Origin of the sequence: Paraburkholderia bannensis NBRC 103871 (assembly GCF_000685015.1) — a bacterium.
GTDB classification, from domain to species: Bacteria; Pseudomonadota; Gammaproteobacteria; order Burkholderiales; family Burkholderiaceae; genus Paraburkholderia; species Paraburkholderia bannensis.
In genome coordinates this window covers 550,628-570,269 of sequence record NZ_BAYA01000001.1, presented here as the reverse complement: position 1 = coordinate 570,269, position 19,642 = coordinate 550,628, and the positions used below count along the sequence as shown (strand labels likewise).

At 59.2% G+C, this 19,642-nt stretch carries 19 protein-coding genes; 8 read left to right on the top strand and 11 right to left on the bottom strand.

All coding sequences use genetic code 11. The annotated features are described in order from the left end of the window. Window positions 1–487: 487 nt before the first annotated feature. The gene (locus BBA01S_RS48540) at window positions 488–1,393 is read right to left on the bottom strand and encodes a HigA family addiction module antitoxin (RefSeq protein WP_063750516.1); all 906 of its coding nucleotides are present in this window, start codon (window positions 1,391–1,393) and stop codon (window positions 488–490) included. 381 nt (window positions 1,394–1,774) lie between these two features. On the opposite strand from BBA01S_RS48540, the gene BBA01S_RS46625 reads away from it, so the two are divergent. Then, on the top strand, window positions 1,775–2,209 hold the full coding sequence (locus tag BBA01S_RS46625) for a DUF5710 domain-containing protein (RefSeq protein ID WP_156965837.1): 435 nt from the start codon (window positions 1,775–1,777) through the stop codon (window positions 2,207–2,209). 115 nt (window positions 2,210–2,324) lie between these two features. Here BBA01S_RS46625 and BBA01S_RS02615 read toward each other — a convergent pair whose 3' ends face one another. The 5 genes from BBA01S_RS02615 to BBA01S_RS39795 all read right to left on the bottom strand — a co-directional run bounded on the left by BBA01S_RS02615 (window position 2,325) and on the right by BBA01S_RS39795 (window position 6,691). Further along, window positions 2,325–3,152, bottom strand: a complete 828-nt coding sequence (locus tag BBA01S_RS02615; protein ID WP_156965836.1) for a hypothetical protein — start codon at window positions 3,150–3,152, stop codon at window positions 2,325–2,327. 169 nt (window positions 3,153–3,321) lie between these two features. Beyond that, a complete protein-coding gene (locus BBA01S_RS02610) occupies window positions 3,322–4,026 on the bottom strand; it encodes a hypothetical protein (protein WP_027815065.1) in 705 nt (234 codons plus the stop codon). After that, the gene (locus BBA01S_RS39800) at window positions 4,023–4,754 is read right to left on the bottom strand and encodes a S49 family peptidase (protein ID WP_052391655.1); all 732 of its coding nucleotides are present in this window, start codon (window positions 4,752–4,754) and stop codon (window positions 4,023–4,025) included. The genes BBA01S_RS02610 and BBA01S_RS39800 overlap by 4 nt, the downstream gene beginning before the upstream one ends. Then, window positions 4,754–5,545 carry a hypothetical protein gene (locus BBA01S_RS02600; RefSeq protein ID WP_027815064.1) on the bottom strand — a complete coding sequence of 264 codons (792 nt, stop codon included), beginning with the start codon at window positions 5,543–5,545 and terminating at the stop codon, window positions 4,754–4,756. The genes BBA01S_RS39800 and BBA01S_RS02600 overlap by 1 nt, the downstream gene beginning before the upstream one ends. Before the next feature lie 438 nt (window positions 5,546–5,983). After that, window positions 5,984–6,691 (bottom strand): recombinase family protein, encoded by a 708-nt coding sequence (locus tag BBA01S_RS39795; protein ID WP_042295679.1) that lies wholly within the window; start codon window positions 6,689–6,691, stop codon window positions 5,984–5,986. A gap of 480 nt (window positions 6,692–7,171) precedes the next feature. On the opposite strand from BBA01S_RS39795, the gene BBA01S_RS45690 reads away from it, so the two are divergent. Both BBA01S_RS45690 and BBA01S_RS46620 read left to right on the top strand, forming a co-directional pair. Beyond that, on the top strand, window positions 7,172–8,326 hold the full coding sequence (locus BBA01S_RS45690; RefSeq protein WP_084161733.1) for an AAA family ATPase: 1,155 nt from the start codon (window positions 7,172–7,174) through the stop codon (window positions 8,324–8,326). Further along, window positions 8,319–8,978 (top strand): DUF3226 domain-containing protein, encoded by a 660-nt coding sequence (locus BBA01S_RS46620; RefSeq protein ID WP_156965835.1) that lies wholly within the window; start codon window positions 8,319–8,321, stop codon window positions 8,976–8,978. Before BBA01S_RS45690 ends, BBA01S_RS46620 begins: the two co-directional genes overlap by 8 nt. A gap of 342 nt (window positions 8,979–9,320) precedes the next feature. On the opposite strand, the gene BBA01S_RS02590 is transcribed toward BBA01S_RS46620, so the two are convergent. The 3 genes from BBA01S_RS02590 to BBA01S_RS02580 all read right to left on the bottom strand — a co-directional run bounded on the left by BBA01S_RS02590 (window position 9,321) and on the right by BBA01S_RS02580 (window position 10,525). Then, window positions 9,321–9,575 (bottom strand): helix-turn-helix domain-containing protein, encoded by a 255-nt coding sequence (locus BBA01S_RS02590; RefSeq protein ID WP_245641403.1) that lies wholly within the window; start codon window positions 9,573–9,575, stop codon window positions 9,321–9,323. Window positions 9,576–9,645: 70 nt separating this feature from the next. Next, a complete protein-coding gene (locus tag BBA01S_RS45685) occupies window positions 9,646–9,972 on the bottom strand; it encodes a type II toxin-antitoxin system RelE/ParE family toxin (protein ID WP_027815062.1) in 327 nt (108 codons plus the stop codon). Between the two features lie 184 nt (window positions 9,973–10,156). After that, complete coding sequence (locus tag BBA01S_RS02580; RefSeq protein WP_027815061.1) at window positions 10,157–10,525, bottom strand: hypothetical protein; 369 nt, start codon at window positions 10,523–10,525, stop codon at window positions 10,157–10,159. 422 nt (window positions 10,526–10,947) lie between these two features. Between BBA01S_RS02580 and BBA01S_RS02575 the strand changes: the two genes are divergently transcribed. The 3 genes from BBA01S_RS02575 to BBA01S_RS02565 all read left to right on the top strand — a co-directional run bounded on the left by BBA01S_RS02575 (window position 10,948) and on the right by BBA01S_RS02565 (window position 14,015). Beyond that, window positions 10,948–11,886, top strand: coding sequence for a DMT family transporter (locus tag BBA01S_RS02575; protein ID WP_027815060.1), 939 nt, complete (start codon window positions 10,948–10,950; stop codon window positions 11,884–11,886). A 492-nt stretch (window positions 11,887–12,378) separates the two neighbouring features. Further along, the gene (locus tag BBA01S_RS02570; RefSeq protein ID WP_027815059.1) at window positions 12,379–12,945 is read left to right on the top strand and encodes an acyloxyacyl hydrolase; all 567 of its coding nucleotides are present in this window, start codon (window positions 12,379–12,381) and stop codon (window positions 12,943–12,945) included. Window positions 12,946–13,154: 209 nt separating this feature from the next. Continuing rightward, window positions 13,155–14,015, top strand: coding sequence for a 3-hydroxybutyryl-CoA dehydrogenase (locus tag BBA01S_RS02565; RefSeq protein WP_027815058.1), 861 nt, complete (start codon window positions 13,155–13,157; stop codon window positions 14,013–14,015). A gap of 17 nt (window positions 14,016–14,032) precedes the next feature. On the opposite strand, the gene BBA01S_RS02560 is transcribed toward BBA01S_RS02565, so the two are convergent. Beyond that, window positions 14,033–15,118: an aldose epimerase family protein gene (locus BBA01S_RS02560; protein WP_042295676.1), complete on the bottom strand. Its 1,086-nt coding sequence runs from the start codon at window positions 15,116–15,118 to the stop codon at window positions 14,033–14,035. A 55-nt stretch (window positions 15,119–15,173) separates the two neighbouring features. Beyond that, entirely contained in the window at window positions 15,174–16,436 is a 1,263-nt protein-coding gene (locus tag BBA01S_RS39790; RefSeq protein ID WP_042295673.1) for a XylR family transcriptional regulator, read from the bottom strand. A gap of 273 nt (window positions 16,437–16,709) precedes the next feature. On the opposite strand from BBA01S_RS39790, the gene xylA reads away from it, so the two are divergent. Both xylA and xylB read left to right on the top strand, forming a co-directional pair. Next, window positions 16,710–18,032: a xylose isomerase gene (gene xylA, locus BBA01S_RS02550; RefSeq protein WP_027815056.1), complete on the top strand. Its 1,323-nt coding sequence runs from the start codon at window positions 16,710–16,712 to the stop codon at window positions 18,030–18,032. A gap of 89 nt (window positions 18,033–18,121) precedes the next feature. After that, window positions 18,122–19,612, top strand: coding sequence for a xylulokinase (gene xylB / locus BBA01S_RS02545; RefSeq protein ID WP_027815055.1), 1,491 nt, complete (start codon window positions 18,122–18,124; stop codon window positions 19,610–19,612). Window positions 19,613–19,642: the final 30 nt, after the last annotated feature.

The window sequence follows — 19,642 nt, the reverse complement described above, 5'->3', positions numbered from 1 at the left end:
TGGGCTGACGAACCTAACGCGATTGCGCCGGTAGACCCGCACGCGTACCAAATAAGTTGGACGGTCGCGATCATGGACGCGTACAACAAGGGTTCGGCGCTGAATGCGCGGGCGGCCCGCTGGACCGCCGTAGCTACATTGCTGGCCATGCTCACGACAGTTGTCGGGGCAATCCCGTTGTAGGCAAAAGAGCGGAGTAGGTGCTGCTATTGATTTCGGTGTTAATCGGGTAACAGGCGCGTTACCTGTGTTTCTGGCCTGGAACGCCTGTCGTGCGGGCGTTGTTACCCTAATCTGTTACCTGTTACCCAAATCTGAAAATTTTGTAGCTAGACGAAGATCGGGCGCGCGCAGTGCCCTCGCTTAAAGAGGGTGCCAGGAGTACCTTGAAACGGGGAGGGTGCTTACCATTTGCCTTCACATGGCCCTTAAGCATTACAGTGTCCGTAAGATTGGCCTCCACGCACGCCCACGGGATACGCCTAACTCATTCCTTGCTCTTTTGAGAAATCGGCGATGGCAATGGCTCCCCGTCCTCGATTCTTTCGTCCAGACAATCCGCGACCAATTGGCGAATTCCGGCCAACGCGTTTTCCTTCGTTGGTTCAAGCCAGCTCAGACTAGGGAATTCATCGCACAAGCCGACGTTCTCTTGATCCTCCTCAGACCAAACGATCCGATAGGTGTATTTTTCGAGCCGCCAGTCGCGATCTGAACGCAGCCGCTTCATTTGTTCCGGCGACAGTTCCGCAGCGTCGATGGGATCCTCTGCAATACCGCGCTGGATCTCGGCCTCCCTTTCCGGGCTGGGAATACGCCACCGACGTTTCTTGGCCTTCGTATACTCAGCTTGAAGCGCCAGCCAAGACGCCACGTCTCCACCGAACCGCTCAATGATGCGGCAGGCGATTTCAAATGTGATGCCGCGTCGCTCAGCAAGGATCGCATCAAGAACCACGCTGGGCATACCTAGCTCGGCGGCGAGCGTCGCAGCGTCAAGGCCGGCCGGGATCATGAAGTCCTCGCGCAGCACTTCTCCGGGGTGGATCGGGCTCATGTTGTTTTGCGGATTCCGCAGCGCTTCCGGTTTCGTGGAGGGATGACATCCCGGCGCGGGCATAACTTCAGCGGCCACACCGCGCTGGTGTGCATGCCATAGATCGTGGCTCGCCTGCATCCGTAGCCAGAACTCAGCGTCGCCGCCGTGATCGACACCTAGCCACGCCTCAATCCGTAAAGCCAGTTCAGCAGTAACGGGGGCCTCGGCGCTCAATACGCGCACAAAGTCGTCCAGCTGCACACCGAGCTGCGCGGCGGCCTTCTCTGGAGTGAGCTTTAGGCCGGGAACAATGTCTTCGCGCAGGATTTCGCCTGGGTGCGAAGGGGCGTGCATGCGTGTACGTGGCTTTCTCATGGCGCTGACGATAGCACGCTGCTCGGTTGTTGCGGTTGCGCGCGTCAACTTTGAGGCTGGCAGTCGAAAATGTCTTTTGTTTGCGTATGTTGGCTATCCAGCGAACCTTGCCAACGATTTTCACGTCGGTTGAGCGTCGGTATGTCCAGCCAGCGAAGTGCTAACCAGTCACCCTGTGCCACCTTCGATGGTCTCAAGATGGTTAGAGTCATCACATGGCACCCAAGGCACAAGATAATTTCAATAATATTGTGATATTTGGCACTAAAAGTTAACAAATTGAATAAATATCGTGAAATATGTAGAATTGGTTCGTGCAAAAACTAACTCGATCTCTGCCAAAGAGGAGCGCGCAGACCTATGGAGACAGATTACGAGGGCGAAGCGAAAGGACGGCGAGATGCAATAGCTCGATTCCGGGCGTTGATGGTCAGGGCCGTCAGCGTTTCGTGCATCGCGAAGGATGAGCAGCCAGAATTGCAGGCCGAAATGTACGCAGCGAGACGTGCCGCGCTCGAAGCAGGTGTCACCGAAGGCGAACTTAACGATGTCGTGCACGAATATCGTCGGCCCCCAAGTCGCAGCTATTCGGCGCGGACAGCTCTCGTGCAAACGCGCCTTAATGTTCCGTACGCTGAGAAGGATCGGGCAAAGGCCGCAGGTGCACGCTGGGATAACAAGTTGCGCGTGTGGTACGCGCCAGCTGGTGCCGATCTGAATAAATTTCTGCCGTGGTTGAGCTCTCAAACATTCCCACATCCACGGGTGCCTGACGGCAATGTGGGATACGACTAGGCTTCGTCCAACGCGACCACGACTTATCTGAACGCAATGCTGAATTGCGCGAAGGCTTCTGGGTACGACCTGACTAAGGTGTAGTCGTTGGATTCAATCGGCCGCTCTCCTGGTCTCAATTGGCGAGAGTGGCCCATGTGCGTCGAGCGTGCGCAGCAACATTTTCACCGTCGGACGGAATCGTGCCCTGTACGAGGCGCAATGCGGTCGGGTGGGCTCGACCAACCTGATTGATCTGCCGGCGGCGCGCGATCTCATCGGCAGTTCCGTTAGCGATTGCAGTCTCGTCGGCCTGTATGAACTCGCCAATACCAATATTGCGCAGCTTCAATACCGCAGCCAATGGCACATCCACGCCAGCAACGCCAATAGTCAGCCGGAGGCTCAAGTCGTGCCATGCGTGGCCGGTCGGTACACGGTCTCGCTGTCGGTATTGGAAGCTCCGACCATCAAGCTCGATGCGGTCAGCGTAGAACTTCGTGGTGATGGTTTGCGGTACAGCGGCACCCGAACGCACGTTGTTACGAACGATTCGAACAATATCCGTACCGGTGGTGATGTCCGAGGTCTCGTAGCCGTGTTCGGCCAGAATAGGGCGGACCATCTTTTTAGCTGCCTCTGACAGTGGCTTGCTAAGTTTTGCGACCGGGAACGGCTTTGCCATCTCTAAACGTCCCGTAAGTATCCGTGCAATCTCGGCGTTTTTGCTATGCGCCAAGCCAGGCGACTCGCAGACCATGCGGGCCAAGGTGGTCGGCCACTCGTATGAGCCGTCGTTCTGGTACACCGCAGTCTTTATTGAGATCGAGTGTCCGTATTCAGCGGCCTTGCTGCTTGCCGCTAGTGCTGTCCGTTCCATGTTAGAGCGCGTGGCGGCGATGTACATTTCGGGATCGCTGGACAGCGCTCGGTGAACTTCAGCAGCTAGTTTTTCTTCTTCCAAGTATTCTCCAAGGGGGCTTCCCCCCATAGAAAGCGGGAAATTCCCAAGTTTCCGGATACTTCCCTGTTCAGAGCTTGAATCTGATCTGTTAGAGAGTTCTCCGTATATTCCTCGTGTGGGGTGGCATGTTTGAGGGCAAGCCGCCCCACGCTAAGACCTGTGTAAACGATCAAGCCACGGTCTCTGCCTTCCCGCCGATCTCAGACTCAAGACGAGTGATGAACCGTTCCAGTTCGGCCACGAACCTTTGCGGAGCCGTGTGTTTCGGCGTGCAATGCTCGTATCCCGGAATCAGCACAAGCGGACGGCGGGGCGCGGTGTCCACCTCGATACGTGCGGCATCGACCGCCTTGTGACTAGCCGCTACAAGCGTTTCCGATTCGGCGTTCGCGGGGGCTGGTCGCGGGACAGGCCAAGGTTGAGAGGAGTCAGCAGCTTCGGACAGTGGCAAGATGCCGAGTTCGTCCTCACCGCGCACGGCGCGAGCAGCCCGATAGACCGCGAATCCAGCACGGGAAACAATCGCCCATTGCCGTACATCAGCCTCAAGAAGCAACACTTCCTTCCGATTCGGTCTGCGCATTACCGTCCGCTTGGCAAGTTCAGCCGCATTGCGCTGGGAGGTTTCATACGCCGTCAACGCAATCTGGAGCGCGCGTCCGTGGCGGCCCTGACTGCAATCGACCAAGCGGCTTAGATGTTCGTCAATGTCGGCCAACTTGCCGCGAAAGCCTTCATGCGCTGGACCAAGTAAGCGCCGGATAAGTTCGACGCGGAGCTTCTCGGCTGTTTTCTTTCCCCGGCGCTCATACGGCAAGAGCCACAGGGGGATTGCCATGCGTTCGGCGTCAGCCGCGAGCGACGCGTAACTCATGCGGCCTCCCGAAGCTGTGTTGCCAGTTCGATAAAGGCAGCGTCTGGACTCATGACCGCGTCGGCAAAACCAACATCTATTGCGGCCTGGCCCAAAAACGTATCAGCTTGGGTTGCGCGAACTGCTTTGAATGACAAGCCTCGATTGCGGGCAACGGTCGTTACGAACAATTCGCCCATCGCGTCAACGTCGCGTTGGAATCGAGCGCGGGCTGTCAGCGTTAGCGGGGAAGTCTCGACCCCATCTGCTTTATGGTCGCCGTTATGGATCAGCGTTACGACGATACCTTGCTGTGCGAGCGAACCCGAAATATCAACATGGCTCGAAATGGCGCCCACCGAGCCGACACCGCCTGTACGCGGCACCGTCACTTGCTCGCATGCGCTGGCGATGGCGTACGCGGCTGAATACGCGGTTTCGGAGCAAATGGCGAGCAACGGTTTAACTGCACGCGACGCGTAAATAAGGTCTACGAGGTCAAAACACCCCGCGACCTCGCCGCCGTCTGAGTCGATAACAAGGGCAATTGCATTGGCTTTCGAGTCTGCCAACGCCTGCAAAAAATTCGCCTTGATCCAGTCGTATCCGGTCGTGTCGTCTGTGGCGTGCTGAGTGAGCGTGCCAGCGATTGGAATAACGGCGATGTCGTGAACGATGCCGTATTTAGTGTCGGCGGGGACGCCCCTCACGGGGCGAACTGCGGTGGAAAACAGATTCGGAACAAGCATTAGCGTACTCCGCCCGCACTGCGGTTCGTCGGCGCATCCGGCACGCCGTTTGGCCCATGCGAAGATCCACGCAGACTGTTGCCCGGCTTGATCCGCTGTGCCCTCGGGGTGTATTCGTGTTTTTTCAGGAGTGCGCGGGCCTTCGCCATTGGCTGCAATGCCGGGCGGATGGACTTCGCCTCGGCAGAGTCGTCGTGCTTCGGCTGGCTCAAGATGTTCTGTGCAGCGTCGGATGTCCGTCCTGTGCCGATTATTTGCATCGCGTGTCGCGGGTCGCTTACGTGCGCCAGGTGTAACCAATCGGCATTGGCTCCAGCGGCATAAGCGAATGCGCCATACGCTGCGTATAGTTCTCCGAGTTCATCGGCCTTCTCCACGATTCGGTTTGCTAGAACATCGCGCGCTTCATCCACGAGGATATTTAGTTCGAGGTTCAGCGCACCTTGCGCGGCCTGCATCTCGGCATTCAGTTTCTCGCCGGTTGAATCGAGCGCCTCCGATTGCCGCTGAAGACGAGCGGCGGCGGCGCGGGCGCGCTCTACGTCATCTTCAAGAGTGGCAATCTCCAAGTCGATGTCATCAGGGCTGGGCAAAAGTGCCTCCACCTCTTTGCTAGCGAGCTTTTGCTCGGCTTCGAGCACAGCAGTCTCAGCGCGAGCAAGTTTTCCGGGCAACTCCCTCACCGCAGCTTCAAGTGTGCGGAGCTTTGTGGCTACGGTCTCGCAGTCAGCGATAGCAGCGATAAGCTCGTCATGCGGGGCAGGGTACGATGCCGGGATTTGTTTCTTCATAAGCAGGATTCCTAAATAAAATGGTTGGATAAAGATCGAGTTGGGTCATTGGCGTGCCCGCGTCGATTGGCGGGTGGGCAGCCTGTTTCGGTGGTATCCCTCGGGACGATAGAGGGCAACCGCGCTTGGCAAAACGGCCCTCGATGGCCGCTTAACGAAGCGAAGTTCGGTTTCTTTTCGCAGGTGGAGCCGACATCCTTCATAGCCCCGAGGCTGGGGAGCCGTTCCTGCGTCACGACCTGAGTGAGGCCGACGGGCGCTAGCAATTGCCAGCATCCCATACGCTGAATTGTTAAAGAGCAGTTGAAAGCGAAATGCCAGCAGCACTAGGACGCCCCGATGGATGCGGGGAGCCGTAGTGCGCGCTGGTCATATGTTTTTCATCTTCAGTTGGCGCTGAAGAATTAATTAAGATCTTACATATATGATTTGTGAAAGTCAAGGGTGGATTGTTGTGCAGCTATCGCCGGCCGTATTTGGTTGTGCCGTGGAGGCAGCCAGCCCAGCGGCCTTCAGCGCACGCGAAATGGTGGGGCGGGTGGTTTTCAGGGTTTCCACGATCCTGCTGTATGAGAACCCGGCCTTGCGCAGCTCAACAATCCGGGCGTGCATCTTGGTGTCGGCCTTGCGGCCCGCGTAACCGGCTGTTTCCGTTTCCCCTGCGGCATCCCGCTGGCGACGGCGCGCTACACCTTGCGAGGCGCGCTCGCGGCGGACCTCATAGTCCTCTCGTGCCTTCGCTGCGGCTAACTCCACCATCAAATCGCGCAGGGCGGTTTCCGTGGCGTCGTGCGCCCAATCGTTCCTTTGTGCCTGTGTAGCTTCCAGCAATTTCCAAGTCATCGGTACGTACTTCGCGACTATCAGGACCTTCTGAGACTTAATGCGCGCTTTCAGCGCTTCCCAATCGTCCTGCGTTAGACGCGTAAGGCGGTCGATACCCTCGACTAGCAGAACGTCACCCGCGTACGCCTCCGTCAGCAGTTCATCTAGAGCGGGGCGATCCAGCTTCGTGCCGGATGCGTTCTCGACATAGAAAGCTGTGATGCGTGCGCCGTGCTCGGCTGCGAACGCCGTTAGCGATTCTCTCGCCCGGTCTGCGTCCTGGTCTGCGGTTGATGCTCGGAGGTATGCGCGGATCGACATAGCTACTCAGTAACGTTTAGGTGCGTGAATCTTAACTGGTAACGTTTACGTAGAAAAGTGTATTTTAACGTTACCGCCAATCATGCCGTTCCGTGGTTTCGTTACCGCATACCCAAAGAGAACCAACTCGCGCACAGGCTGCCCATCTGAAATGCATTTCCGTTTCTGTTGTTTTGTAAGATTGCAGGAGCTATCGGAAGCATGAGGTGGTGTCAAAATTACAATGAAACATCCGCATCTAGATGCGGCTGGTGAAGAGAGTTGTCGCCCTGATGCTGTTCAGTAGGTGCGCTGCCCAAAGGCAACTCCGCCGTACTGTAAAATTTGTCGCAAGGGCTGCTGTGTGATCGACGAGAGCCTTTTTTAGGCACAGGTTGTAGGGGTGACGAAATTCGAGACTGATGCTAGCAGGTACCTAGGCTGGCAACTTCGTGCGGGGCGAAGACACATGACATTGAATCTAAGTAGCGAGGTGATGGTGTGATCGATTCCATACATTTTGAGGATTTCCGATGCTTTACGGATTTCACTGTTTCCGGCTTAAATCGGATTAATCTATTCGTCGGGATGAATAACTCCGGAAAATCCACATTGTTGGAGGGGCTTCATTTCGTCGAATCTGGAAATTGGAATAGTCTTCTCCAAGTATTATTGCGTCGTGGTTGGTTAAAAAATGTTTTTCAGCAAAGTCAACTATATCAGTACGTTGATGTAAGGCATTCTCTGTTTAATGTGAAATCTCTTGCAGAGGGTAAGGAAAAATTCTCGATAGAAACGAGGAGTAAGAACGGTGATTTCGATAAGCTTCAGCTCGGGTTCGTATCTCCTTCGACGCCTTCCGATGCACAATTGCAGTTGCTGACCTCGCCTAGTGAGAATTTTTTATATCAACAACTTGGTGCTGCTGGAGTAATGCTTCAAGGCCAGGTAGGTCTTAAGGCAGAATATTCATATAGTGCCGATGGTACAGGTGGATCTTTCTCCAGTCCTAAAATTCCCTTGTTCGAAGGATCGGATGTTAGGTTTGATACATTTAATCATCTCGGTATGATGGTCGCAAATCAACGTCCGCAGTCAAGGGTTCTTTTTATAACCCCCGATGCAAATGATATCGGGAGTGCAAATAATGGTTGGTCGAAGATTGCGTTTAACGAGGATCTAGTTTCAAAAATTGTAAAATTTCTTCGAATTATGATACCGGATATTGAGGGGCTTCAGACGTTGCAGCAAACCCCAAATACCCTAAGCTCATTCTTCATTAAACTTAAAGGTGTTAGTGAGCCTCAGCCACTTGGCTCGTTTGGTGATGGTGTCAGACATATTTTGTTTCTGCTTTTGGCGTTCCCAAATACGCAAGGCGGAAGGGTTTATATTGACGAAATAGGGTCTGCTATACATCATTCACTGACGACAACCATGTGGACCGTTATATCTGAATTTGCACGATTTTTTAATGTGCAAGTTTTTGCTACCACGCACAGTCTTGATTGTATAAGAGGGCTGAGTCGTGTCTCTATAAACTGCGATGATATCGCGGCGCATCGGATTGATTCCCGACGGAAAAAATCCGTTCACTATGATTTTGAGGAAATTGCGGCGGCGGTAGACGAAGATCAGGAGATTCGCGGTGTCTAAAAAGGAACCCTCTAAACGACTCCTTATTGTTGAGGGTAACGACGATATTTCGCTTATTAGCGCTATTATGCGATCGCGTATCGAAGGTTGGGAGACTCCGCAGCAATTTTTGGTGGATATCGCGATGGCGGGAAGAGAAAGCTCAACAGGAGGGAAGTCCGCCATCACAGCGAAATCTGCATATACAAAGATTAAATCTGGTCGCTCGCACGTTGGTTTTGTTTTGGATGCGGATAATGATTGTGCTGCTGCCAAGCAACGTCTTGAGAACGTTGTGGCTGAGATAAAAGGGTTATGCGATGCCGATGGATTGGAGTGCCCGAAGATTGATTTTTGGGTTATGCCAAATAATGCAAGCAATGGAATGATCGAGGATTTTGCTCTTACACTGATTCCTGGAAGTTCGTTGTTGCAGCACGCAGAAGATTCGTCTACCTCGGCAAAAGGAAGTCACGCCGCACCGTTTCGAAATGGCGATGGAGCGCAAGGCGCAAACCATTCTTCCAAAGCAAAAATTCGAACTTGGTTGGCATGGCAGGATGAACCGGGGATGCGCATGGGGCACGCTGTTGCAGCAAAGGTCATCGATCCTAGGTCGCCCGGTGCGGACGCTTTTGTTAACTGGTTCAACGCTCTCTTTGAACTGCCTTGAGTGCCCCCTGAGTTGAGCTACTTTCGCGAGCAAGCGGCATAAGGCAAGGTGCATTTGAGACCTAGCTATGCATACAGACGGTGGATTGTTGTCGTGCCGGATCTGTTCATCATGATGCTTGGCTGTTACACTGACCTGTGACGCTGGTTACATCAAAGTTATTTAAGTCATTGATTTTATTGGGGGCGATCGAGGTTCAAATCCTCTCGCCCCGACCAGAAGTTAGAACCCGCACGGTGTCAAAACCGTGCGGTTTTTTTCATTGGTGGCCGGGAAAAGTGATGAGCGCTCGGGCCGCACGCAATGTGCCTTAGCCTGCGATCCACGCACCTCGTGGTTAACCTACACGAGCGAGATGCGCAGCGACTTGCCGCAAGCGGCGGCGTATTTACGTAACGTCGAAAGTGAAGGCGAGTGTTTCTCGCTTGCAAGGCACGACTCCAGGCGAGACACAGCGGAGGTTGTCGTCCCCATGCGTTCAGCGACCTGCGCCTGAGTGAGTCCCGCCTCTTTGCGAGCGGTAAGGAGCGCTTCCAGGGCGGAAAACTCTTCTTCCAGCGCGTCATATGCCGCCCGAAATGCTGGATCCCGCATCATCCGATCTGTGTCGGCCTTCGTGTGAGGCACTGGGTCGTATCGATCGTCGATTTCGGCGTGGCGTTTTGACCTAACCATTGTCCAAAACCTCTTTGAGGCGTTTGCGTCCGATGCGCAACTCAGCATCAGGCGTTTCCTGTGTTTTCTTGACGAATGAATGCAGGACTACGATGCGGTGCCCTAGCTGGGTGCAGTAGAACACGCGGCCTATGCCTTCACGTCCACGCGGGCGCAACTCGAAAAGACCACCACCCATCGCACGTGAATGCGGCATTCGGAGGTCGGCACCGAACATTTCTAGAATGTTTAATAGCCGGAAGTAGTCTGCGCGAATACCGACTGGTAGTGAAAAAACCTCTTTCTTGACCCGCTCGCTGTAGTACGTAACCGTCCACATACTGTCCTGATATTAGCAAATTTGCGAAATTTCAGCAAATTTGCCAGAAGGCAGTCATGGCGAATATGAGCGTGGGCAAAGAGTTGGCGGATTTTTCCGGTAGGTCTGAAATTAGGCGTATGCCGTCGGCTGCACTGCCATTTAAAGCGGCGCCGTTTCACACGGGCGCTGCTCCATGTGCCCCTCACCGCGCCTCGACAAACTCCACCACCTCGCCGCTGTCGCGCTTGAGGTACAGGTCATTGCCCTTCATGCGCACGTCGTTGCACGAGTAGGGAATCTTCGTGCCTTTGCTGCACACCTTGCCGTCCTGGGCCTGCCAGTCGCCGTGGTCGGCGAATCCTTTGCTCGATTTGAAATCGTAGTCGCCACTCATGCCGTACTGAACATGCCACATGCTGCCATCGCTTAGCTTGATGTCGAATGCCTTGCCGTTCAGATGCTGCTGGATATCAGCGGCGCTGGGCGTGGTGGCGTCGGCGGGAAACTCGCTGCCATCGGCAAAGGCAATCGCGGCGGGCAGGAGGAGCAGGGCGGCAAGGTAGTTTTTCATCTCGGTTCTCCTTTGCACGCAATCTACGCCGCCCGTTTTCCCCGTTATGTGGGCTCCCGCACATAGCGCCAGACCTTTCCTCAGACTGTTAACGCTTTGAATTCATAAGGTTAGCGTCGCGTAAGTCGAGAATAACTGAGCAAGAATCGGCTGTTAGTTTTTCTCACATATCGATGAGAATGATTCGCTATGAGAGACACGCCGCGCCGCTTACGATTAGCGCAATTCCGCCGGTGTTTCTGTCACGTTCCGCATGGCGCCGTTATGGCGACAACATGCGGGTTCCGCGCATTGCGCCTTCGCGGCAAATGCGGCCATGCCCGGACGCTTCACGTCGACAAGCAAAACGCGGCAATACCAGGCGATAGCCGGCAACACCCGGCGATACCAGGCATAACAGAGCGCGCCCCCGCGCCACTCCCATGAATCCGATCCAACTCGCTCAGCTCATTTTTCTCGCTTCCCTCTGGGGCAGCTCGTTTCTGTTTATCCGCGTCGGCGTGGTCGATCTGGGCGTGGCGCCGCTGATGGCGTTGCGCGTCGGTATCGGCGCGCTGTTCCTGCTGCTCGTGCTGTTTTCGCGCCGTCCGCCGCGCGAAGCGCTGGCAACCCTTCGCGCACGCGCCTGGCCGCTGCTCGTGGTCGGCATCCTCAATTCGGCGGCGCCGTTTTGCCTGTTCGCGTGGGCGGAACTCACGCTGTCCGCGGGCGTGACTTCGGTGATCAATGCGACCACGCCGCTGTTCGGCGCCGTGGTGGCCTATGTCTGGCTCAAGGATCGTTTGAGCGGCCCGCGCATCGTTGGTCTCGTGATCGGCTTTGTCGGCGTGCTGGCGCTGGTCTGGGATCAGATCGCCACGCGCGCCGGTGACGGCGCGAGCACGTCGGCGACCTTGCTGGCCGCGCTCGCCGCGCTGGTTGCGTCAGCGCTCTATGGCGTCGCGGCTAGCCTCACCAAGCGCCACCTGACCGGCGTCGATTCACTCACCGTCGCCGCCGGGACGATGACTGCCGCGGCGATCGTGCTTGCGCCGTTCGCTGTCGCCACATGGCCTCATGCTGCGGTGTCGCTGCATGCGTGGGGCGCGGCGCTCGCGCTGGGCATCGTGTGCACCGGCCTCGCGTACCTGATGTTCTTCCGCCTGATTGCGGCGATCGGGCCCGCGCGCACGATCACCGTGACGTTCGTGATCCCCATTTTTGGCATTCTCTGGGGGGCGATTTTCCTGGGCGAACGCGTGTCGATCGGCATGGCCGAAGCATGCTTCACGATTCTCGTGGGTACGGCGCTCGCGACCGGTTTCATCAAGCGTCTGCCAGGTCTCGGCCCGCGTACCGATCGCGCAGGCGCCAAACAGTAAATCCGTCTTTCACTCCATACTTGTCGTTGCGCGCACATCGATGTGTGCGCAACGATATCGCTTTGACGGGCAATCATTCTCCGCGTTTGCCCGCGCCATTCAATCGCACATTTGTGCTCTTTGATCCTCGCCGTTTTAAAACAATAATCGCCGCCATTATTCAGAAGTAATGGCGGCGATTATCTGCGAGTGATTCCCATTGCAGTTCCCGTCGCCCCCTTGAAAGCCAGAAGTCAGCTTCAGCATTGCTATGCGGGCGTGTGCGAGCGAACAAGCGGACTTGTTAAATCGCGTCTACACTGGGCGGCACTTTGCATTACTTATTTGCAAACGGCTGTCAGTCAAACGAAGTACTTGCGAAGCCGTTTTCAACAGCAACGGATTTTGCTGCGTCCGCTTACGCGCGCAGTGGCGCAGTAGAAACCCGTAGCAAGGGAGAGCAGGCCGTGCAACGGCCTCGTCGTGAAGTGTCGTTCCTTTTCGGGGATGTTCATGACAGAAAGAAAAAGGGCGTGGCAGGCCCGGCTGACGCGTTGTGCGTTCGCGGCGGCGCTTGCCTTTGGAGCAGCGGCGGCGCACGCCGATCAGTTCGGCGTACAGCTTGGCGCGGGCGTTGCGGATCATGACGTGAAGAAGCTCGATCTTGGCCTGGTCTGGGATCCGGGCTTGCAGTGGTGGCATATCGCCGGCTTCCATTTCACGGTGGTGGGCGAGTTTCACGCCGCCTACTGGAAACTCGACGAACTCGCCGCGTCGCAGCCGAATATCTGGGAGTTCGGCGTGACGCCGGTATTCCGCTTTATCAAGGATTCGGGCTGGATACGGCCGTTTATCGAGGCCGGCGTGGGCATACGCGTGCTCACGCACGTTGAGCTCACCCCCGATCGCACGATGTCCACCGCGTTTCAGTTCGCGGACATGGTGGGCATTGGCGCGCAGTTTGGCGAGCACCAGAATTACCAGGCGGGATTTCGCTTCCAGCACATCTCGAACGCCGACATCAAGACGCCGAACCCCGGCCTGAACTTCAGCCAGATCTACGTGCAATACAACTTCTAGGCCGCTGCGGCGGGCGCTCCCGTCCGCCGTACCGCGCATCGGCCCCCGCATCGCTCCCCCCCCGGTATGACCCCCTGTCGTCTGGCCACCCTCGCGCCGCGCAACCCGTTACACTCTCTGCTTATGATGCACTGCACAACGTGCACGGCATCACCGGTTTTCCATAGACGATGTACCGGCGTCGCAGATAAAGGAGTGAGGAGCAAGGCATGGCAATCGAAACAGTGGGGATCGTGGGAGCGGGCACCATGGGCAACGGCATCGCGCAGGCGGTGGCCGTCGCGGGCCTGAAGGCGGTGATGATCGACGTGACCGACGCGGCGCTGGAGCGGGGCGTGGCCACGCTCGCGCACAGCCTTGAGCGTCTCGTCTCGAAGGGCAAGCTCGACGCCGCCGTGCGCGATGCGGCGCTCAAGCGCATCGAAACCTCGACGGACTACGCGCGCCTGTCCAGCGCCGATCTCGTGATCGAGGCGGCCACCGAGAACGCCGAACTCAAGACGCGCATCCTCAAGCAGATCGAGGCGGCCGCACGCGCGGACGCGATCATTGCGTCGAACACCTCGTCCATCTCGATCACGGCGCTGGCCACCACGCTGGCCGAGCCCTCGCGCTTCATCGGCATGCACTTCTTCAACCCGGTGCCGATGATGCCGCTCGTGGAGGTGATTCGCGGCCTGCAAACCCGCGCCGATGTCGCGGACGCCGTGCGCGAGCTCGCGCAGCGCCTGGACAAGACGCCGATCGGCGTGAAGAATGCGCCGGGCTTCGTCGTCAACCGCATCCTCGTGCCGATGATCAACGAAGCCTTCTTCGTGCTGGCCGAAGGCGTGGCGAGCGCCGAGGAAATCGACGCAGGCATGAAGCTGGGCGCGAACCATCCGATCGGGCCGCTGGCGCTTGCCGACCTGATCGGACTCGACGTGTGTCTTTCGGTGATGGACGTGTTCCTGAAGGACTTCGGCGACTCGAAGTATCGCGCCTGCCCGCTGCTGCGCGAGATGGTGTCGGCGGGCCAGCTGGGCCGCAAGACGGGCCGCGGCGTCTACCAGTACGACAAGGTCTCTTAAGCGCTCTTAGGCCGGCTTCAGGCGCGCACGCCCAGCTTGTACTGGGTCACCTGGCGGTAGGTGCCGCCTGGGCGCAACACGGCGTCGTCGCAGTCGGGCGACGCCATATTGATCTGGTTCGGGAAGCCACCCGCTTCGAGGCACAAGCCGGCGTGCTTCACGCACGGCGCGCCGTGGCGTCCCGGCTGGCCCTCCAGATAATTCCCCGTATAGCATTGCAGCCCGCGCTGGTCGGTCGCGACCGTCAGCTCGCGCCCGCTGCCCGGCTCGTACACGCTCGCCACCTGGCGCAACGTGTGCGGCTGTCCGGCCAGCTCGCCGCCGCGCAGCACGTAGCAATGATCGACGCCGCGGGCGCGCGCGAGTTGCGCGTGTGGCCAGTCCAGCCGCGCGCCCAGCGGCGCGCCGTGCCGGAAGTCGAAGGCGCTGCCCGACACGTCCGCCATGCCAGTCGGGATCATCCGTTCATCGACTTCGAAAAACGCGTCCGCATCGATCGTCAGAATGTGGCCGCGAATGTCCGCACCCGCTTCGCCGCTCAGGTTGAAATAGCCGTGGCTCGTGAGGTTGAGCGCCGTGGGCGCGTCCGTGACGCCTTCGTAGTCGATCGTCAGCGTCCCATCGTCGTCGAGCGAGTAGCGCACCTGGACGCTCACATTGCCCGGAAATCCGCCGTCGCCCTCGGGCGAATCAAGGCGCATCACCAGCGCGCCGCGATCTTCCTCGACCTGCCAGAGCGCGCGGTGAAAGCCGTTCGCGCCGCCGTGCAGCAGGTTGCCGTTCTCGTTGCGATCGAGCGCGTGCTCGATGCCGTCAAGCGTGAAGCGTGCGCCCGCGATGCGGTTGGCCCAGCGCCCGATCAGCCCGCCCATGTAAGTGCTCGCGTTCAGGTACGCGGTGGGCGTGTCGTGGCCAAGCAGAATATCGGCGAGCCGTCCCGCGCGATCGGGTGCATGCCACGAAACCAGCGTCGCGCCGAGGTCGCTGATCGCCAGTTTCATGTCCTGCGCGTTGCGCAGCGTGTAGAGCCGGCAGGTATCGCCGCCAGGCAGCGCGCCCCAGGATTCGACGCTGATCGGGCTCATGTGCAGTGGGTTGTTCATGTGGCTTGAATGGTGGAAGTCGGAAGGCCGCTAGCCGGTCAGATTCAGTTCGATGTCACGACGATGAGGCACGCGAAGGCGAGGGCGAGGGCGAGGGCGCCGCCACGCTGTCCTGATACTCGCGCGGCGTGCAGCCCAGTTCGCGCCGGAACACCGCGTACATGTATTGCAGCGAGGTGAAGCCGCAGCGGATCGCGACTTCGGCGCTCGACGCGTCGCGGCTCGCGAGCATTGCCTTCGCCGCATCGAGCTTGTGCCGCAGGATCTCCTGATGGACGGTGCACTGCAACTCGCGCCGAAAATATTCTTCGAGCGACGAGCGCGACACGCCCACGTAATCGGCGACCTGTTCGGTCTTGATGCCCTGGCACGCATACTGGCGGATGAAATGCCGCGCGCGCATGACGTGCGGGCTCGACAGGGATTCGTGCTTCGTCGATGCGAGCACGTTGATGCCGACCGGCGGCACCAGGATCCTGCGGCCAGGAAAACGCGCGCCGCGCAGCATCTGGTGCAGCAAGTGCGCGGCCGTCTTGCCCATTTCCTCGGTGCCCTGGATCACGGACGAAATCGGAATGCGCGTGAGCGTGCGGGTGAGCGGGTCGTTATCGATGCCGATGATCGCGACCTGCTCGGGCACGGCGATGCCATGCACGAGGCACGCTTGCAGCAGATGGCGCGCACGCGCATCGGTCACGGCGATCACGCCCACGGGCTTGGGCAACGCATGCAGCCATTCGCGCAACTGCTCGCTTGCCTGGTTCCATGACGGTGCGCTGGTGGCGAGTCCCCTGAACACCGGCGCCTGCATGCCTTCCTCGCGCGCGAGTGCTTCGAAGGCCAGTTCGCGCTCCTGCGCCCAGCGGTTTTCCTGCGCGACAGGCAGGCTGTACATCGCCAGATGCGGCAGGCCCGCGCCGATCAGGTGCGTCCACGCGAGCGAAACGAGCTTGCGGTTATCGGTGGCGATATAGGGCAGTCCGGCGGGGTACTGCTGCGCATCCTCGAACGACGAGCCGACGGCCACAACAGGCAGCGGCGAATCCTGCAACGCGGCAGCGACGGCGGGGTCGTCGAAGTCGGCGATGATGCCATCGCCATCGAAGCGCTCGATGCCATCGAGCCGGCAGCGAAAATCCTCTTCGAGAAACAGATCCCAGGCCACGCGCGTCGAGCGCAAATAGTGGCCAATGCCCGCGATGATCTCGCGGTCGTACACCTTGTTCGCGTTGAACAGCAGCGCAATCCGATGAGCCGGATGGGCGGCGTGGGCGGCGTGCGCGGGATGGGGCGTCGGGGAAGCGGGGGCACGGTTCATGGCGTGGCGCGCGTAAGGGTTTCGCGGTCAGTTCCGCGAGTGTCTCCGTCTTGAATGCGGCGCGCGCGATGAAAATGCGCGGCGGCTCCTTTTTAAGCGTCTGGTTATTTTAGGCCGGGTGCGCCGCGTGCGCGCGAACAAAGCAGCGCGCTGGCAGGAAACATTATTCGCCTCGCGCAATTTCGCAATTGCCGCTCGCCCGGCGAGGCGGGCAGTATGGCGTCACCTTGCCGGGCGCTGCGCTGATGCGCCGCAACATTAAATGGAGACGCCATGTCGTATTTCGAAGCCATTCCCGCGATTCGCTACGAAGGCCCGCAATCGGACAATCCGCTTGCGTACCACCACTATGACCGCACGAAGAAAGTGCTCGGCAAGACGCTCGAAGAGCATCTGCGCATCGCCGTGTGCTACTGGCATTCGTTTGTGTGGCCGGGCGTCGATATCTTCGGGCAGGGCACCTTCAACCGGCCGTGGCAGCAGCCGGGCGACGCCATGGAGCGCGCCCATCAAAAAGCCGATGCGGCCTTCGAGTTTTTCACGAAGCTCGGCGTGCCGTACTACACCTTCCACGACACCGACGTCGCGCCCGAAGGCAAGGATCTGAAGGACTACAAGGAAAACTTCGCGCGCATGGTGGGCTACCTGGGCGAGAAGCAGCAGGCGAGCGGCATGAAGCTGCTGTGGGGCACGGCGAACCTGTTCTCGCACCCGCGCTATGCGGGCGGCGCGGCCACCAGCCCGAACCCCGAAGTGTTCGCGTATGCGGCGACGCAGGTGTGCAACGCGCTCGACGCGACGCACAAGCTCGGCGGCGAGAACTACGTGCTGTGGGGCGGCCGCGAAGGCTACGACACGCTGCTCAACACCGACCTCGTGCACGAGCGCGAACAGTTTGCGCGCTTCCTGGCGATGGTGGTGGAACACAAGGAGCGCATCGGCTTCAAGGGCGCGCTGCTGATCGAGCCGAAGCCGCAGGAGCCGACCAAGCACCAGTACGACTACGACGTCGCGACCGTCCATGGATTCCTCACGCAGTACGGACTGCAGAACGAAATCCGCGTGAACATCGAAGCCAATCACGCGACCCTCGCGGGTCATTCGTTCCATCATGAAATCGCCATGGCGTATGCGCTCAACGTGTTCGGCAGCGTCGATGCGAACCGCGGCGATCCGCAAAACGGCTGGGACACGGATCAATTTCCCAATAGCGTCGAGGAACTCACGCTCGCTTTCTACGAGATCCTGCGCCATGGCGGCTTCACGACCGGCGGGATGAATTTCGACGCCAAGGTGCGCCGCCAGAGCAGCGCGCCGGAAGACATGTTCTACGGCCACGTGGGCGCGATCGACGTACTGGCGATTGCGCTGGAGCGCGCAGCGGTGCTGGTCGAGAACGACCGGCTCGAACAGTTCAAGCGTCAGCGCTACGCGGGCTGGGATACGGAGTTCGGCCGCAAGATTCTTTCGGGTGGCTATTCGCTGTCGTCGCTGGCCGCCGACGCCGCCGCGCACGGCATGAATCCGCAGCACGCGAGCGGACAGCAGGAGCGCCTGGAAAACGTCGTCAACCAGGCGATTTACGGCCAGCGCTAAACGCGGCCGTGATGGCAGCCGGTGCTGTTTGCAGCGCCGGCCTGCATGTCCTGCAAGCAGCAGGGCAGCAAAGAAAAAAGGATGGAGACATGTTTATCGGTATCGACCTCGGCACGTCGGGTGTAAAGGCGGTGCTGCTCGACCGCGCGGGCGACGTGCTCGGCAGCGCGAGCGCGCCGCTCACGGCGAGCCGCCCGCAGCCGCGCTGGTCAGAACAGGCGCCGCAGGACTGGTGGCGCGCCACGCAGCGCGCGCTGCACGATCTGCTCGATACGGTGCGCCGTAACGGCATCGACACGAACGGCATTGAAGCGCTCGGCCTGACCGGGCAGATGCACGGCGCGACTTTGCTCGACGCGAAAGGCGAGGTGCTGCGCCCAGCGATTCTCTGGAACGACGGTCGTTCGGATACCGAATGTATTGAGCTGGAGCGAGCAGCGCCCGAGCTGCACGCCTTGGCGGGCAATCTCGCCATGCCGGGTTTCACCGCACCCAAGCTGCTGTGGGTGAAGAAACACGAGCCGGAGATTTTCGCGCGCATCGCGCATGTGCTCCTGCCGAAAGACTATCTGCGCTGGCTGCTGACGGGCGTGTTCGCCACCGATCCTTCGGACGCGGCGGGCACGCTCTGGCTCGACGTGGCCAAACGCGATTACAGTGACGCGCTGCTGGACGCCTGCGGGCTCACGCGTGCGCAAATGCCCGAGGTTTTCGAGGGCAATCAGATCACCGGCAAGCTGAGCGCCGATATCGCACGCGAATTCGGCCTGCGCGAGATTCCCGTGGTGGCGGGCGGTGGCGACAACGCTGCGGGCGCGGTGGGCGTAGGCATCGTGCGTCCGGGCGACGCGATGCTGTCGCTCGGCACGTCGGGCGTCTATTTCGCGGTCTCGGACGGCTTTCTCGCCAATCCCGATTCTGCGGTGCATAGCTTCTGTCACGCCTTGCCGCACACGTGGCACCTGATGTCGGTGATGCTCAACGCAGCCAGTTGCCTCGACTTCACCGCGCAGTTGACGGGCCACGAAAGCGTAGCCGCGCTGCTCGCCGATGCCGAAGCCCATACGGATGCCGATCTCGACGCGCGCCGTCCCTGGTTCCTGTCTTACCTGAGCGGTGAGCGCACGCCGCACAACAACGTCAACGCCAAAGGCGTGTTCTACGGCATGACGCCCCAGACGTCGCGTGCCGATCTCGCCAATGCGACGCTCGAAGGCGTGGGTTTCGCGCTGCTCGACGGCATGGATGCGCTGCATGCAGCGGGCCTCGTGCCGCAGACGATCACGGTGATCGGCGGCGGCTCGCGCAGCGCCTACTGGACGCAGATGCTCGCCGATATCAGCGGGCGTGCGCTCACGCTGCGCGCGGGCGGCGAAGTCGGCCCGGCGCTGGGCGCGGCGCGTCTCGCGCATCTTGCAGCCGAACCGGATGCTTCGCTCGAATCGGTGTGTCCGCAACCACCCGTGCTGGCCGTGCGCGAACCCGATGCCGCGCGCCACGCGTGGTATCGCGAGGCGCGCCGCCCGACATTCGGTGCGCTTTATCGCGCGCTCGAACCGGTGTTTGCTGGCGGCGCTTGAATTAGGCGCTCGGATTATTTAAACCCGCTT